Genomic DNA, 15,473 nt, shown 5'->3' on the forward strand with positions numbered 1-15,473 from the left:
TCAACCGGCGCGTCAGCCGAACATCCCGCCGTTGACCGAAATCACCTGGCGCGTGATATAGCCCGCGTCCGGCGACAGCAGGAAGGCCACGGTGGCGGCGACTTCCTCGGGTGTGCCCATGCGCCGCGCCGGGATCATGCGCAGCGCTTCGTCGCGCACGTGCGGCTCGACCATGTCGGTGTCGATCAGGCCCGGGGCGACGCAATTGACGGTGATCGCGCGCTTGGCCAGTTCGATCGCCAGCGCCTTGGTGGCGCCGATGATGCCGGCCTTGGCCGCGCTGTAGTTGGCCTGGCCGCGGTTGCCTACCAGCCCCGACACCGACGACAGCGTGACGATGCGGCCCGGCTGGCGGCGCTGCACCATCGGCATCACCACCGGGTTGAGCACGTTGTAGAAGGCATCGAGGTTGGTGTGCACCACCTCGTCCCATTCGTTGCCGGTCATGGCCGGAAAAGCCGCGTCGCGCGCCAGCCCGGCGTTGCAGACCACGCCGTAGTAGCAGCCATGGGCGGCGATATCGGTCAGCAGCGCGCTGGCGGCGTCTTCGCGCCGGGCCACGTCGAAGCACAGCACGCGCGACTTGCGTCCGCACGCGCGCACCGCGTCGGCAACCGAGTCGGCCTCGTCGCGGCGCGCGCGGCAGTGCACCACCACGTCATAGCCGTCGCGGGCCAGCCGCAGGGCAATGGCGCGGCCGATGCCGCGCGACGAACCCGTGACCAGCACGGTCGGATGGCTCATGGTTGTTGTCCGGTTGTTGTCCTTGCAGAACCGCCCGCGCCAATGGCAGGCAGGCATACGGTGAGGCGCATCAGACCTTGCAGAATTCTTCCAGCACCGCCAGGCGCCGGCGCGGCTCGGTGACGAAGGGATTGTCGCGGTCCCACGCGTAGCCGGCCAGGATCGCCGCGATCATGTCGCGGATTTCCGAGGTGGCGTTGGGATGGAAGATCAGTTTCTGGAAACGCCCTTCGTACCAGGCTTCGACAAACACGCGGAAGCAATCGACGCCGGCCTTGAGCGGCCGCGCGAAATCGTCTTCCCAGTCCACCGGCTCGCCGCGCAGCTGGCGTACCAGGCACTGCGCCGCCAGGCTGGCCGACTTGAAGGCGATGGTCACGCCGGACGAGAACACCGGGTCGAGGAACTCGCCGGCATTGCCGAGCAGCGCATAGCCGTTGCCCCACAGCGACTTTACATTGGCCGAGTAGCCGGCAATCTGGCGCGCCGGGGTGTCCCATTGCGCGTCGGCCAGCAACGCCGCCAGCCCCGGCTCCTCGGCCACCAGTGCCTGCAGCCGCTCGGTCTCGGTGCCGGTGTAGCGGTCCAGGAACGCCTTTTCGGCGACCACGCCCTGCGAGCAGCGCCCGTCCGAGAACGGGATGGTCCAGTACCAGACGTCCTGGTGCTGCGGATGCACGCTGATCAGGATCTTGTTGCGGTCGAAGGTGCCGGTCGGGATGCGGTCTTCCACATGCGTGAAGATCGCGCTGCGCACCGGAAAGCCCGACGGCGTCTCCAGCTGCAGCAGGCGCGGCAGGATGCGGCCGAAGCCGGAGGCATCGAGCAGGAACTTCGCACGCACGGTGTACTGGCTGCCATCGGGAGCGCGCACGGTGACTTCCGGCTGCGCGCCGCTGACATCGACGTTCTCCACCACATGCGAGAAGCGCACCTCGGCACCCTGGCGCTCGGCCTCGCGGATCAGCACGTGGTCGAACTGCGCGCGCTGCACCTGGTAGGTGGTGCCCCAGCCGGGCGAATACTTCTGGCGGAAGTCGAAGGCGGTGCGCTGCGTGCCGCGCGCGAACGCCGCGCCGTTCTTGTACTGGAAGCCGGCTTCGACCACCGCGCGCAGCATGCCCGCTTCCTCGAGGTAGGCCATGCTTTGCGGCAGCAGGCTTTCGCCGATGGAGAAGCGCGGGAAGGTTTCTTTCTCGATCACCAGCACCGGAATCCCGTGCTTGCGCAGCAGGCCGGCGGCGACCGAGCCCGCAGGCCCAGCGCCGATGATGACGACGTCCGTGGTTTCCGTTTTCATAAGCTTCGGTTCCGGAATCACATCCGGAACGACGGGATTTTGGCGGGCGTCAATTGTACTCAGAACGCTGCCGGGCCCCGGCAAAAGCGGCCCCGGCCCCGTTCGCGACTCACGGCGATAGCTGCGCGGGCGCGGCGCGCCCCTCAGACATGCGTCCCCAGCGCCCGGTTGATCCGCAGCGCCAGCAGCGTGCAGGCGACGCCGGAAAGCAGGTAGCCGCTCACCGCGACCAGGCCGAATTCCGCCGACAGCCCCAGCGCCACCAGCGGCGCGAAGCCGGCGCCGAACAGCCATGCCATGTCGGTGGTCAGCGCCGCGCCGGTGTAGCGGAAGCGCCGCTCGAAGTTGGAGGTCACGGCACCGGCGGCCTGGCCGTAGGACAAGCCCAGCAGGCCGAAGCCGAGCAGGATGAACAGGTCCTGCGCGAGCGGGCCGCCGCCCATCAGCCATGGCGCGAACAGGCTGAAGATGCCGATCAGGATGGCCATCAGCGCCAGCGTGGTGCGCCGCCCGATGCGGTCCGCGATTACGCCCGAGACGATGGTGCCGAGGATGCCGATGAAGGCGCCGGCGATCTGCACCGCCAGTACGTCGGTGACCGGCTGCGAGCCGTTGAGCGCGACCCACGACAGCGGAAATACCGTCACCAGGTGGAACAGCGCAAAGCTGGCCAGCGCGGCGAACGCGCCCAGCAGCAGGTTGTAGCCCTGCTTCCTGACGATCTCGGTGGTGCTGATGGGCTCGAGTTCGTCCTCGTCGAGCAGCTGCGTGTATTCGTGCGTCACCACCAGCCGCAGGCGTGCGAACAGCGCCACCACGTTGATCGCGAACGCGACATAGAACGGATAGCGCCAGCCCCAGGCCAGGAACTCGTGCGGCGCCAGGCTTAGGTTGAGGAACAGGAACAGCGCCCCCGCGACGATAAAGCCGGTGGGCGCGCCCAGCTGCCCCAGCATCGCGTACCAGCCGCGCCGCTGCGCGGGCGCGTTCAGCGCCAGCAATGAGGGCAGGCCGTCCCACGAGCCGCCGAAGGCCACGCCCTGCAGCGTGCGGAACACCGCCAGCAGCACGATGGCGGCCGGGCCGAGCGCGGCATAGCCGGGCAGGAAGGCGATGCCGACGGTGGCGGTGCCGAGCAGGAACAGCGACGCGGTCAGCTTGACGCCCCGGCCCCAGCGGCGCTGGATGCTCATGAACAGCGCCGTGCCGAAGGGCCGGCCGATAAAGGCCAGCGCAAAGATGGCGAAGGCGTAGAGCAGCGCGTCGAGCCGGTCGGCGAACGGAAAGTAGACCGCCGGGAACACCAGCACCGAGGCAATGCCGTAGACGAAGAAATCGAAGTACTCCGAGGCGCGGCCGATCACCACGCCGGTGGCGATTTCCGCGGGCGCGACTTGCGCGGCGCCGGGTGCGGGAGGTGCTGTAGGAGACGCCCGGTGCTGATGGGTCGCGGTGGTCATCGGCATACCTCCCGTGTCTGTGTGCGAGGGCGCTGCAAATTGCACCATGAAGAATGGCACTTGAGCGCCTACACTGCCATAGTTGCTCAGACCAGTCTAAGTCACTTGCGCCGCGGCGTACAAATGGCGCGGGCCCGAAAGCTATGCGATCTTCCGGTCAGACAATGTCCATGCACCGCCCGAGCCGCTGGTTGCTGCTGCCAGTCCTGCTGCCCGTCGTGCTTTCGCTGGCCGGCTGCAATGCCGTGCTGCTGGCGCCGGCCGGCGATCTTGCGGTCCGCCAACGTGACCTGATCATCATTTCCACCGGGCTGATGCTGCTGATCATCGTGCCGGTGATCGTGCTGACGCTGGTGTTCGCGTGGCGCTACCGCGCCGCCAACGCCGATGCGCACTACAACCCCGAGTGGGACCACTCCACGGTGCTGGAGCTGCTGATCTGGTCGGCGCCGCTGCTGATCATCATCGCGCTCGGCGCCATCACCTGGGTCAGCACCCACAAGCTCGATCCCTACCAGCCGCTGACCCGGCTCGACGACAGCCGTCCATTGCCGCCGGGCACGCAGCCGCTGACGGTGGAGGTGGTGGCGCTCGACTGGAAGTGGTTGTTCGTCTACCCGGAGCAGGGCATCGCTACCGTCAACGAGCTGGCCGCCCCGGTCGACCGGCCGATCCGCTTCAAGATCACGTCCACCACCATGATGAATTCGTTCTTCATCCCCGCGCTGGCCGGCCAGGTCTATGCCATGCCCGGCATGGAAACGCGCCTGCATGCGGTGGTCAACCGGCCGGGCGTCTACGAAGGCTTCTCCGCCAACTACAGCGGCGCGGGCTTTTCGCACATGCGCTTCCGCTTCCATGGCCTGAGCGACGATGAATTCGGCCGCTGGGTGCAGACCGTGCGGGCCGCCGGCGCGCCGCTAAGCCGGGCCACCTACACGCAGCTGGCGCAGCCCAGCGAACGCGAGCCGGTGCGGCGCTACGGCAGCGTCGACGCGAACCTGTTCGATGCCATCGTGAACCGTTGCGTGCAGGCCGGGCAGGTCTGCCAGAAAGACCTGATGGCGCGCGATGCGCAGCGCGCCGCGGGCCTGGGCGCCGCCGTCTGCACCGCCAGCAACACGCTGGCCGAACCGCTGTTCGGGACCGGCGCGGCCGGTGCCGGCGAGCTGCTGCGCTAGCGCGCCCCGAGTCCGTGGCAGGCGCTGCGCGGGACCGTGCGCAAGCCTGTGCGAAAGACCGTGACCTAGTACGCCGTTGTTGTCCTGGAGATCCACATGCCGGAGCGATCCGAACTCGCCACGCAACTCTTCGGCCGCCTGAGCTGGGAGGCCATCCCGCTGCATGAGCCCATCCTGATCGGCACCTTCGCGGTGGTGGCGCTGGGCGGGCTGGCGGTGGCCGGCGGCGTCACGTACTACGGCAAGTGGGGCTACCTGTGGCGCGAGTGGTTCACCAGCATCGACCACAAGCGCATCGGCATCATGTACATGATCCTCGGCATCGTCATGCTGCTGCGCGGCTTTGCCGATGCCATCATGATGCGCATCCAGCAGGCCATAGCCTTCGGCGACAACCTGGGCTACCTGCCGCCGCACCACTATGACCAGATCTTCACCGCGCACGGCGTGATCATGATCTTCTTCGTCGCCATGCCGCTGGTCACCGGCCTGATGAACTTTGTCGTGCCGTTGCAGATCGGCGCGCGCGACGTGGCGTTTCCGTTCCTGAACAACTTCAGCTTCTGGATGACGGTGGGCGGCGCCGTGCTGGTGATGATGTCGCTGTTCGTCGGCGAATTCGCGCGCACCGGCTGGCTCGCCTATCCGCCGCTGTCCGGCATCCTGCAGAGCCCGGACGTGGGCGTGGACTACTACCTGTGGTCGTTGCAGGTGGCGGGGGTGGGCACGCTGTTGTCCGGCATCAACCTGCTGGTCACCATCGTCAAGATGCGCGCGCCCGGCATGACGCTGATGCGCATGCCGATCTTCACCTGGACCGCGCTGTGCACCAACGTGCTGATCATCGCCGCGTTCCCGGTGCTGACCGCGGCGCTGGCGATGCTGGCGGTCGACCGCTACCTGGGCATGAACTTCTTCACCAGCGACCTCGGCGGCAGCGCCATGATGTACGTGAACCTGATCTGGATCTGGGGCCACCCCGAGGTCTACATCCTGATCCTGCCGGTGTTCGGCGTGTTCTCCGAGGTGGTCGCCACCTTCTGCCGCAAGCGCCTGTTCGGCTATGCCTCGATGGTGTATGCCACGGTGGTGATCACGGTGCTGTCGTACCTGGTGTGGCTGCATCACTTCTTCACGATGGGCTCGGGTGCCAGCGTGAACTCGTTCTTCGGCATCACCACCATGATCATCTCGATCCCGACCGGGGCCAAGCTGTTCAACTGGCTCTTCACCATGTACCACGGGCGCATCCGCTTCGAGGTGCCGATGCTGTGGACCGTCGGCTTCATGGTGACGTTCGTGATCGGCGGCATGACCGGCGTGCTGCTGGCGGTGCCGCCGGCGGATTTTTCGCTGCACAACAGCCTGTTCCTGGTCGCGCATTTCCATAACGTGATCATCGGCGGCGTGCTGTTCGGGCTGATGGCCGGCATCACCTACTGGTTCCCCAAGGCCTTCGGCTACCAGCTGGACCCGTTCTGGGGCAAGTGCTCGTTCTGGTTCTGGCTGGTCGGCTTCTACGTGGCATTCATGCCGCTCTACGTGCTGGGGCTGATGGGGGTGACCCGGCGCGTCAGCCATTTCGAGGACCATTCGCTGCAGATCTGGTTCCAGCTGGCGGGCGTGGGCGCGCTGCTGATCGCGCTGGGCATCGGCTGCTTCCTGGTGCAGCTGGTGGTGAGCTTCCTGCGCCGCGAGTCGCTGCGCGATGTCACCGGCGACCCCTGGGACGGCCGCACGCTGGAGTGGTCGACCTCGTCGCCGCCGCCGCCGTACAACTTTGCCTTCACGCCGCTGGTGCACGACAGCGACGCCTGGTGGCAGATGAAGGCGCACGGCTACCAGCGCCCCGCGCACGGCTTCATCCCGATCCACATGCCAAAGAATACTGGCGCGGGCATCATCCTGGCCGCGCTGAGCACGCTGTGCGGCTTTGCGCTGATCTGGCATATCTGGTGGCTGGCGGTGCTGGCCTTCGCCGCCACGCTGATCACGGCGATCGGCCATACCTTCAACTATCAGCGGGATTTCTACATCCCGGCCGACACCGTCGACCGCACCGAGGCAGAGCGCAGTGCGCTGCTGGCCAGCCATGGCTGATACCTTCGCTCCCTTTACCGCCGAGGGCGCGCGCCCGCACGAGGCGCCGCCGCAGCGCGCGCCCGCGCCGCCGGCCGAGCTGCGCTTCTACCTGACCGAGGAGTACCACGTGCCCAACGGCACGCTGCTCGGTTTCTGGCTCTACCTGATGAGCGACTGCCTGGTCTTTGCGTGCCTGTTCGCGGCCTACGGCGTGCTGGGCCGCAACTACGCGGGCGGGCCTTCCGGCGCCGAGCTGTTCGACCTGCCGCTGGTGGCGCTGAATACCTCGTTCCTGCTGCTGTCGTCGATCACCTACGGCTTCGCCATGCTCGAGACGCAGCGCGGCCGGCTGGGAGCGACGCAGGGCTGGCTCGCCGTGACCGGCCTGCTGGGCGCGGCCTTCCTCGCGGTCGAGATCTACGAGTTCGCGCACCTGGTCGGCGAGGGCGCCGGGCCGCAGCGCAGCGGCTTCCTGACCTCGTTCTTCGCGCTGGTCGGCACCCATGGCCTGCATGTGACCTTCGGCATCGTGTGGCTGGTCACGCTGCTAACGCAGCTGCGCCGCCACGGGCTGATCCCCGAGAACAAGCGCCGCCTGATGTGCCTGTCGATGTTCTGGCACTTCCTCGACGTGGTCTGGATCGGCGTCTTTACCTTTGTCTACCTGATGGGAGTGCTGCCATGAGCGCGCACGACGACACGCTGCCGGCCCACGGCCATGGGCACGACCACGGCGAAAGCGAGATCCATATCTCGCTCGGCGGCTACGTGACCGGCTTCGTGCTGTCGGTGATCCTGACCGCGATTCCGTTCTGGCTGGTGATGGGCAAGGTGTTCGAGCAGTCCTCCACCACCGCGATGGTGCTGCTGGCGCTGGGCGCGGTGCAGATCGTGGTGCACATGGTCTACTTCCTGCACCTGAACGCCAGGTCCGAGGGCGGCTGGAACATGCTGGCGCTGATCTTCACGCTGGTGCTGGTGGTGATCGCGCTGACCGGCACGCTGTGGGTGATGTTCCACCTGAATTCCAATATGATGCCGGGCATGCATACCACCAAGACCCTGCCTTGACCGGTTCCACCGACGACCGCGCGCCGGTCGAAAATCCGCGCACCGCCCACGCCGGCAAAGGCGCCCCCGAATCCCCGCGCCCGCTGTCGCCAGCCTGGCTGACCGCACTGGCCCTGTTCGCCGCGGCGGCCATTGCCGGCCTGGTGGCGCTGGGCAACTGGCAGGTCGAGCGCCGCGCCTGGAAGCTCGGCCTGATCGCCCAGGTGGCCGAGCGCGTCCATGCGCAGCCGGTGGCGGCGCCCGCGCCCGCGCAGTGGGCGGGGCTGACCAGGGCCAATGCCGAGTACCGGCGCGTGCGCGCCAGCGGCACCTTCCTCGACGAGCGCCAGACCCTGGTGCAGGCGGTGACCGAGCAGGGCGGCGGCTACTGGGTGATGACGCCGCTGCGGCTGGCCGACGGCAGCGTCGTGCTGGTCAACCGCGGCTTCGTTGCCGAGCCGTTCCGCGCGCGCGTGGCGCCCGCCGGCAGCGGCCCCACCGAAGTGGTCGGCCTGCTGCGCATGAGCGAGCCGGGCACCGGCCTGCTGCGCCACAATGACGCGGCGCGCGACCAGTGGTTCTCGCGCGACGTGGCGGCGATCGCCGCGCACCGCGGCCTGGGCGAGGTCGCACCGTATTTCATCGACGCCGCGGCGGTGCCGCCGCCGGCCGGGGCGGACCCCAAGGCCTGGCCCGCGGGCGGGCTGACGGTGACCACCTTTACCAACAACCACCTCGGCTACGCGCTCACCTGGTACGGGCTGGCGCTGATGGTGGCGGCCGCCGCGGCGTACGTGGGGCGCGAGGAATACCGCAAGCGTCGCGGCGCCCGCGCCGCCGCAGCCCAATCCGGTCCGCGCGACTGAGGTCGCGCCGGCAAGCCTGGCCGGCTGGCGGCACAATGTGGGCTGTCCCATCAGAAGGAGCCGCCATGCCAGACCTCTCCATGCCGTACCGCCGCCTCGGCGCCAGCAACCTGCGCGTCTCGGCGCTGTGCCTGGGCACCATGATGTTCGCTGACCAGACCGACGAGGCCGAGGCCGGCCGCATCGTCGCCAGCGCGCGCGACCACGGCGTGAATTTCATCGATACCGCCGACGTGTACAGCAAGGGTGCGTCCGAGCAGATGGTCGGGCGCCTGCTGACCGCCGGGCGCCACGACTGGGTGCTTGCCACCAAGCTCGGCAACGCCATGCAGGCCGCGCCCAACCACGGCCACTACTCGCGCGTGTGGATCACGCGCGCGGTCGAGGACAGCCTGCACCGGCTGGCGACCGACTACATCGACATCCTCTACCTGCATCGCGACTACCCCGGCGCCAACCTGGAAGAACCGGTGCGCGCCATGGGCGACCTGGTGCGCAGCGGCAAGATCCGCTACTGGGCGGTGTCGAACTTCCGCGGCTGGCGCATCGCCGAGATCGCGCGACTGTGCGCCGAGCTGGGGGTGCCGCGCCCGGTCGCGTGCCAGCCGTACTACAACCTGCTGAACCGGCTGCCGGAGGTGGAGATCCTGCCCGCGTGCGAGTACTACGGCCTGGGCGTGGTGCCCTACAGCCCGGTGGCGCGCGGCGTGCTGACCGGCAAGTACGCACCCGGCCAGGCGCCGGCCGAGGGCACCCGCGCGGGCCGCGCCGACCGCCGCATGATGGAGACCGAGTTCCGCGAGGAATCGCTGGTCATCGCCCAGCAGCTCAAGGCCCATGCCGAGGCGCGCGGGCTGACCCCGGGCCAGTTCGCCACGGCCTGGGTGCTGGCCAACCCGATCGTGTCGTCGGTGATCGCCGGCCCGCGCACGCTGGCGCAGTTCGAGGATTACTTCGGCGCGCTCGGTGCCGCGATCACGCCCGACGAAGAGGCGATGATCGATGCGCTGGTGTCGCCGGGCCATGCCTCGACCCCCGGCTACAACGACCCGGGTTATCCGCTGGTCGGGCGGCCCGTGGGACGCGTGGTGGCTGGCCGATAATCCGGGCCGCGTTTCGGACGCGCCGCAAGTGGCGCAGGCGCTGCCTGGAGTGACGTCCGTTTGCAACGCCACGCGGCCCGTGCGCATGCTTGATGCACCCGGGCGCGACTCCTACTAATATCAATACAGGCAGGCGCGCGTGCGGCGCGCACTGCGAAAACATCGCGCTTCGAGCCGGCGCATGAACCATTCTGCGCGCTGCGCCGGCCCATCAAGGAAGCCCAAACGTGTCGCGTCGTGGCTGGATTTTCGCTGGCTTGGCGGTCGCCCTGACGGGCGGCGCCTATGTCGTGTATAGCGTTGTCGCAAGCGAGGTGCGCAACTCGCACTGGCAGGCGCGGCTGATCGGCAGCCTGGGCCAGCGGCTGACGTTCGAGATCCAGCCGGGTGCCAGCGACAGCATCCGCTTCCCGCATTCCGGACCCTATGACGCCCGCATGGGCTATGGCAGGCTGCCGCTGTTCGCGCAGCGGCTGGAGCAGCGTGGCTACGTGCCGGCCGAACAGGCGCGCATGTCGCCCGACATGGTGCGGCTGATCGACGAGGGCCTGTTCACCCCCTATCGCGAGAAGAACCAGGCGGGCCTGCTGCTGCGCGACTGCAACGGGCTCACGCTCGCGTTCGAGCGCTACCCGCAGCGCCAGTACGCCGATTTCGGCGCGGTGCCGCCGGTACTGGTGAGCGCGTTGCTGTACGTCGAGAACCAGGGCCTGCTCAATCCGGAATACCCCAACATGAACCCGGCGCTGGACTGGCGCCGGCTGTCGCGCGCGGTGCTGGACCAGGTGATCCGGCTGGCCGACAAGTCCCATGACGCGCCCGGCGGCAGCACGCTGGCCACGCAGATCGAGAAATACCGGCACTCGCCCGAGGGCCGTACCACCTCGATCCCGGAAAAATTCCGGCAGATGGCGTCGGCTTCGCTGCGCGCCTACCTCGACGGCCCGGACACCCAGCGTGCGCGCGAGCGCATCGTGGTCGACTACCTGAACACGGTGCCGTTGTCGGCGCGCGCCGGCTTCGGCGAGATCAACGGCATCGGCGATGCGCTGTGGGTCTGGTACGGCGAGGATTTCAGCGAGGTCAACCGGCTGCTCAAGGAGATGGACCAGCGCGCGCCGGACCCGCGCCAGGCGCAGGCCTTCAAGCGGGCGCTGTCGCTGATCATCTCGCAACGCCGCCCGTCGTACCACCTGCGCCGCGACGACACCAACCTGGATGCGCTGACCGGCAGCTACCTGCGCCTGATGGCGGCCAACGGCATCATCACCGGCGAGCTGCGCGACGCCGCGCTGGCGCAGCCGCTGGACAAGGCGTCGGCGCCGCAGCGCCCGCCGCAGGAGCCCTTTGTCACGCGCAAGGCCGTCAACCGCGTGCGCGCCGACATCAGCCGGCTGACCGGGGTCGAGAGCCGCTACGACATGGACCGGCTCGACCTGACCGTGGACAGCACCATCAACCGCGAAGCGCAGCGCATCGTCGCCGAGACGCTGCAGCGCGTGAACAACAAGGACGACGCGCGCGCCATGGGCTTGTACGGCCACAACCTGCTGCGCGACCACGACGATCCGTCCCGGCTGATGGCCAGCTTCACGCTGTACGAGCGCGTCGGCAATGCCAGCGTGGTGCGGATCCAGGCCGACAATATCGACCAGCCGTTCGATATCAACAGCGGCGCGCGCCTGAACCTGGGTTCGACGGCCAAGCTGCGCACGCTGGTGACCTACCTGGAGATCATCAGCGAACTGCACGCGCGCTACGCCGGCATGACCAGCGCCGAACTGGCCGCGGTGCCGCTGGCGCGCCAGGACGCGCTCAGCCGCTGGGCGGTCGACTACCTGGCCAAGGCGCGCAAGCCGGCCGAGCGCGAGCTGATGCCGATGCTCGAGGCGGCGATGGAGCGCAAGTATGCCGGCGGTGCCGGCGAAGCCTTCTACACCGGCGGCGGCCTGCAGAGCTTCACCAACTTCGAGCGCGAGTCGGGCCTGCGCAACCTGACCGTGCGCACCGCGTTCCAGCACTCGGTCAACCTGGTGTTCATCCGCATGATGCGCGACATCGTGCGCTACGAGACCTTCCACGCCAGCCCGGACATCGGCAACCTGTTCGAAGACCGCGACGCGCCGGGCCGGCGCGCCTACCTGGAGCGCTTTGCCGACCAGGAAGGCAGCGCCTACATGACCAGCTTCTACCAGCGCTACCGCGGCAAGACTTCGGAGCAGCGCCTGGCCACGCTGCTGGGGCGGGTGCGCATGACCACGCCGCACCTGAACGCGGTGCGCATGTCGGTAACGCTGCTGAGCGCGCGGCCCGGCCTGGACGAGGACAGCTATATCCGCATCATGCGCACGCGCCTGGGCGACAAGCAGCTGGCCGGCGAAGACCTGCCGGCGCTGTACCGCAAGTACGGCAAGGACAAGTTCAACCTGAACGACCGCGGCTACCTGTCGCGGGTCCATCCGCTGGAACTGTGGATGGTGGAATACCTGGACCAGCACCCCGACGCGACGCTGGCGGAGATCCTGCGCGCCAGCACCGCCGAGCGCCAGGAGGTGTACAAGTGGCTGTTCAAGACGCGCAGCAAGGCCGGCCAGGATAACCGCATCCGCACCCTGCTGGAGCAGGACGCTTTCGTGCGCATCGCGCGGCGCTGGCAGCGGCTGGGCTATCCGTTCGACTCGCTGACGCCGTCGTATGCCAGCGCCATCGGCGCCGCCGGCGACCGCCCCGCGGCGCTGGCCGAGCTGGCCGGGATCCTGCTGTCAGGTGGCGTGGTCACGCAGAACGCGGCGGTGCGCAGCCTGGCGTTCGCCGACGGCACCCCGTACGCCACCCGCTACGTGCTGCAGCCCGGCCCGGGCAAGCGCGTGCTGCCGGCCGAGGTGGCCGAGCTGGCGCGCCGTTCGATGCTGGATGTGGTGGAGCGCGGTACCGCCAAGTCGATCCGCGGCGCCTTTACGGTGCCGGGGCGCGATGGCGCCACCCTGACCGTGGCCGGCAAGACCGGCACCGGCGACCAGCGCTTCCAGGTCTACGGGCCGGGCGGTCGGCTGATCTCGTCGCGCTCGGTGAACCGTTCGGCCACCTTCGTGTTCACGCTGGGCGAGCGCTTCTTCGGTACCGTGGTGGTCAATGTGCGCGAACCGTACGCGGCGCGCTACAGCTTTACCAGCGCGCTGGCGGTGCGGGTGCTGCGCGCGATCGCGCCACAGGTGTCCGCGATGGCGCCGGGCGGCGACCGTGCGCTGCTGCGCTGCCGCGACGCGGCCCCGGGCCTGCGCACGCCGCGCGCGCCGACCATGGCGTCACCGGCCGACGGCATGCCCGGCACGGTCCTGGCCGACGGCCTGGGCGCGGGACTGGAAGCCGCGCTACAGCCGCCGGGGCGCCAGGAGGTGGCTGCGATGCCGCCGCCGCCCGCGCCCCAGGCGCCGGGCCTGGCCGACAACGACGCGGCCGGCGTGCGCCGCGCCAGTCAGGCCTTGCGGCGTACCATGCCGTAGATGATCAGCAGCACGATCGCGCCGAGCACCGAGGCGACCCAGCCCGCGGGCTCGCCCGGCTGGTACCAGCCCAGCGCGCGGCCGACATAGCCCGCGACCACCGAGCCCAGGATGCCGAGGATGATGGTCATGATCCAGCCCAGCTTGTCGTCGCCCGGCTTTACCGCCCTGGCGATCAGGCCGACGATAAGTCCAACGAACACGGTGCCAATGAATGCCATCATGGTGCGCTCCTGTCAGGGGTCTGCGGTAACGGTCTGATGCACTGGGCCGGCCGCCTGTGCGGCCGGCTTCGCTTCATCATACACGCAGGCACGCCGGGCGGATGGTGCGCGCAGGGGGAGCGGGGCGCCGCTCAGGCCGCCAGGCGGAACTGGCCCACGGCGCGGTGCAGCGCCTCGGCCTGGTCTTCCAGCGACGCGGCGGCGGCCGCGGCCTGTTCCACCAGCGCGGCGTTCTGCTGCGCCATCTGGTCCATCTGCGACACCGCCTGGTTGACCTGCTCGATGCCGCCGGTCTGCTCCTCGGTGGCGGCGCGCATTTCGCCCATCAGGTCGGTCACGCGCCTGACCGCGTCGACGATCTCGCCCATCGCCTTGCCGGCGTTCTCGACCAGCACCGCGCCGTCTTCCACGCGCTGCGCCGAATTGCCGATCAGCGCCTTGATCTCCTTGGCCGCGGTGGCGCTGCGCTGGGCCAGCGTGCGCACCTCGCCGGCCACCACCGCGAAGCCGCGGCCCTGGTCGCCGGCGCGGGCTGCCTCGACCGCCGCGTTGAGCGCCAGGATATTGGTCTGGAAGGCAATGCCCTCGATCACGCCGATGATGTCGACCACCTTGCCCGAGGCGCTCTTGATCTCGCCCATGGTGTCCACTACCTGGCTGACGATGGCACCGCCGCGCACGGCGATGTCCGACGCGCCCTCGGCCAGGTGGCTGGCCTGGCGCGCGTTCTCGGCGCTCTGGCGCACCGTGCTGGTGAGCTGCTCCATGCTGGCGGCGGTTTCCTGCAGCGACGCGGCCTGCTCCTCGCTGCGGCGCGACAGGTCGGCATTGCCCGCGGCAATCTGCTTGGCCGCGCCGGCAATCGAATCGGCCGAGCCGCGGATGCTGCCGATCGCGCCGGTCAGGCGCGACTGCATGCGGTGCATGGCATGGAGCACGCTGTGCTGGTCGCCGGCGCGCAGCTCGACCTGGCTGGCGAGGTCGCCTTCGGCAATGCGGCCGGCGATCTGCGCGGTGGTGGCGGGCTCGCCCCCGAGCTGGCGCTGCAGGCTGGCCGCGACCCGCACCATCACCAGCGACATCAGGGCGCCCACCGCCAGCAGCAGGCCCAGCGCCTTCCACAGTTCCTGGCGGAACGCCGCCTCGATGTCATCGAGGTACAGCCCGGCGATGAAATTCCAGTCCCACGCACGGAAGTTGGCGACGTAGCTCAGCTTCGGCTGCGGCGCCTCGGCGCCCGGCTTGGGCCACAGGTATTCGACGAAGCCCTTGCCGGGCCCCTTGCCGATCGCGGCGATGTCGCGGAACAGGTAGACGCCGTTGGGGTCCTTCATGCCCTCCATCGCCTTGCCGTTCATCTCCGGCTTGAACGGGTGCATCAGCACCACGGTGTCGGAACGCATCAGCGTGAAGTAGCCGTCGGCGCCGAAACGCATCGCGCGCACGCGCTCGATTGCCTGCTGCTTCGCCTCCTCGGCGGGCAGCTTGCCGGCCCTGGCCAAGGCCTCGTACTCGGCCACCACGGAAACGGCGGTGTCGGTCACGTGGGCCAGGTCGAGCCTGCGCTCTTCCATGCGCAGCGTGCGGATGTGCCACGCGTTCCACAGCGTGATGCCGAGCAGGCAGATCCAGCTCAGCACCAGCGGCAACAGCAGTTTTTTCTTCAGGCTCAGGTTGTGCAGCATCGCTTCCACTCCTCCTTCTTCTTCGCGCTTTACGCTTCTCATCGGTGATGCGCATCGCCGTGCCGCGCCGGTGGGCGCGCGTGACCCCTGCTGGGGACAAGGGCCGACGGCGTGCGTCTGCGGCATAACGGCGAAAAGCCGACATAACTTGATTGAGGTAGCTCCGCCACGCTGTCGTTGTGGTTGTTTTGTTATAAAAGCCCGCTCGACGTTGTGCGCTATGCAACGCTTCGCTCACGCCGTTCGGCGCCGTGCGTGCTGCCGCCTTCGCTTTG

Annotated in this window: 12 protein-coding genes; 7 read left to right on the forward strand and 5 right to left on the reverse strand. The window is 68.7% G+C overall.

Annotation, left to right across the window (positions count from 1 at the left end; translation table 11 throughout):
* Window positions 1–12: 12 nt before the first annotated feature.
* From fabG to A3AG_RS0112965, 3 genes are all read right to left on the reverse strand, one after another.
* A complete protein-coding gene (fabG, locus tag A3AG_RS0112955) occupies window positions 13–744 on the reverse strand; it encodes a 3-oxoacyl-ACP reductase FabG (RefSeq protein ID WP_018005810.1) in 732 nt (243 codons plus the stop codon).
* A gap of 70 nt (window positions 745–814) precedes the next feature.
* A complete protein-coding gene (locus tag A3AG_RS0112960; protein ID WP_018005811.1) occupies window positions 815–2,044 on the reverse strand; it encodes an NAD(P)/FAD-dependent oxidoreductase in 1,230 nt (409 codons plus the stop codon).
* 143 nt (window positions 2,045–2,187) lie between these two features.
* Window positions 2,188–3,504 (reverse strand): MFS transporter, encoded by a 1,317-nt coding sequence (locus A3AG_RS0112965; RefSeq protein ID WP_026164153.1) that lies wholly within the window; start codon window positions 3,502–3,504, stop codon window positions 2,188–2,190.
* 164 nt (window positions 3,505–3,668) lie between these two features.
* On the opposite strand from A3AG_RS0112965, the gene cyoA reads away from it, so the two are divergent.
* The 7 genes from cyoA (at window position 3,669) to A3AG_RS0113000 (ending at window position 13,289) form a co-directional block, all read left to right on the forward strand.
* Complete coding sequence (gene cyoA, locus A3AG_RS0112970; protein WP_018005813.1) at window positions 3,669–4,685, forward strand: ubiquinol oxidase subunit II; 1,017 nt, start codon at window positions 3,669–3,671, stop codon at window positions 4,683–4,685.
* A gap of 96 nt (window positions 4,686–4,781) precedes the next feature.
* On the forward strand, window positions 4,782–6,785 hold the full coding sequence (gene cyoB, locus A3AG_RS0112975) for a cytochrome o ubiquinol oxidase subunit I (protein ID WP_018005814.1): 2,004 nt from the start codon (window positions 4,782–4,784) through the stop codon (window positions 6,783–6,785).
* Window positions 6,778–7,452, forward strand: coding sequence for a cytochrome o ubiquinol oxidase subunit III (gene cyoC, locus A3AG_RS0112980; RefSeq protein ID WP_018005815.1), 675 nt, complete (start codon window positions 6,778–6,780; stop codon window positions 7,450–7,452). The genes cyoB and cyoC overlap by 8 nt, the downstream gene beginning before the upstream one ends.
* Window positions 7,449–7,838: a cytochrome o ubiquinol oxidase subunit IV gene (gene cyoD / locus A3AG_RS0112985; RefSeq protein WP_018005816.1), complete on the forward strand. Its 390-nt coding sequence runs from the start codon at window positions 7,449–7,451 to the stop codon at window positions 7,836–7,838. The genes cyoC and cyoD overlap by 4 nt, the downstream gene beginning before the upstream one ends.
* Entirely contained in the window at window positions 7,835–8,683 is an 849-nt protein-coding gene (locus tag A3AG_RS0112990; RefSeq protein WP_018005817.1) for an SURF1 family protein, read from the forward strand. The genes cyoD and A3AG_RS0112990 overlap by 4 nt, the downstream gene beginning before the upstream one ends.
* Before the next feature lie 65 nt (window positions 8,684–8,748).
* Entirely contained in the window at window positions 8,749–9,786 is a 1,038-nt protein-coding gene (locus tag A3AG_RS0112995) for an aldo/keto reductase (protein WP_018005818.1), read from the forward strand.
* 227 nt (window positions 9,787–10,013) lie between these two features.
* Entirely contained in the window at window positions 10,014–13,289 is a 3,276-nt protein-coding gene (locus A3AG_RS0113000; RefSeq protein ID WP_018005819.1) for a transglycosylase domain-containing protein, read from the forward strand.
* On the opposite strand, the gene A3AG_RS0113005 is transcribed toward A3AG_RS0113000, so the two are convergent.
* Window positions 13,262–13,513 (reverse strand): GlsB/YeaQ/YmgE family stress response membrane protein, encoded by a 252-nt coding sequence (locus A3AG_RS0113005; RefSeq protein ID WP_018005820.1) that lies wholly within the window; start codon window positions 13,511–13,513, stop codon window positions 13,262–13,264. The genes A3AG_RS0113000 and A3AG_RS0113005 overlap by 28 nt on opposite strands.
* Window positions 13,514–13,644: 131 nt before the next feature.
* Window positions 13,645–15,198, reverse strand: coding sequence for a methyl-accepting chemotaxis protein (locus A3AG_RS0113010; protein ID WP_018005821.1), 1,554 nt, complete (start codon window positions 15,196–15,198; stop codon window positions 13,645–13,647).
* Window positions 15,199–15,473 lie beyond the last annotated feature (275 nt).

Source organism: Cupriavidus neocaledonicus, assembly GCF_000372525.1.
GTDB classification, from domain to species: domain Bacteria; phylum Pseudomonadota; class Gammaproteobacteria; order Burkholderiales; family Burkholderiaceae; genus Cupriavidus; species Cupriavidus neocaledonicus.

Bases quoted from the DNA above. Each gene is read 5' to 3' on its own strand.
- fabG (WP_018005810.1), bottom strand. From the start codon at position 744: ATGAGCCATCCGACCGTGCTGGTCACGGGTTCGTCGCGCGGCATCGGC.
- A3AG_RS0112960 (WP_018005811.1), bottom strand. From the start codon at position 2,044: ATGAAAACGGAAACCACGGACGTCGTCATCATCGGCGCTGGGCCTGCG.
- A3AG_RS0112965 (WP_026164153.1), bottom strand. From the start codon at position 3,504: ATGACCACCGCGACCCATCAGCACCGGGCGTCTCCTACAGCACCTCCC.
- cyoA (WP_018005813.1), top strand. From the start codon at position 3,669: ATGTCCATGCACCGCCCGAGCCGCTGGTTGCTGCTGCCAGTCCTGCTG.
- cyoB (WP_018005814.1), top strand. From the start codon at position 4,782: ATGCCGGAGCGATCCGAACTCGCCACGCAACTCTTCGGCCGCCTGAGC.
- cyoC (WP_018005815.1), top strand. From the start codon at position 6,778: ATGGCTGATACCTTCGCTCCCTTTACCGCCGAGGGCGCGCGCCCGCAC.
- cyoD (WP_018005816.1), top strand. From the start codon at position 7,449: ATGAGCGCGCACGACGACACGCTGCCGGCCCACGGCCATGGGCACGAC.
- A3AG_RS0112995 (WP_018005818.1), top strand. From the start codon at position 8,749: ATGCCAGACCTCTCCATGCCGTACCGCCGCCTCGGCGCCAGCAACCTG.
- A3AG_RS0113005 (WP_018005820.1), bottom strand. From the start codon at position 13,513: ATGATGGCATTCATTGGCACCGTGTTCGTTGGACTTATCGTCGGCCTG.
- A3AG_RS0113010 (WP_018005821.1), bottom strand. From the start codon at position 15,198: ATGCTGCACAACCTGAGCCTGAAGAAAAAACTGCTGTTGCCGCTGGTG.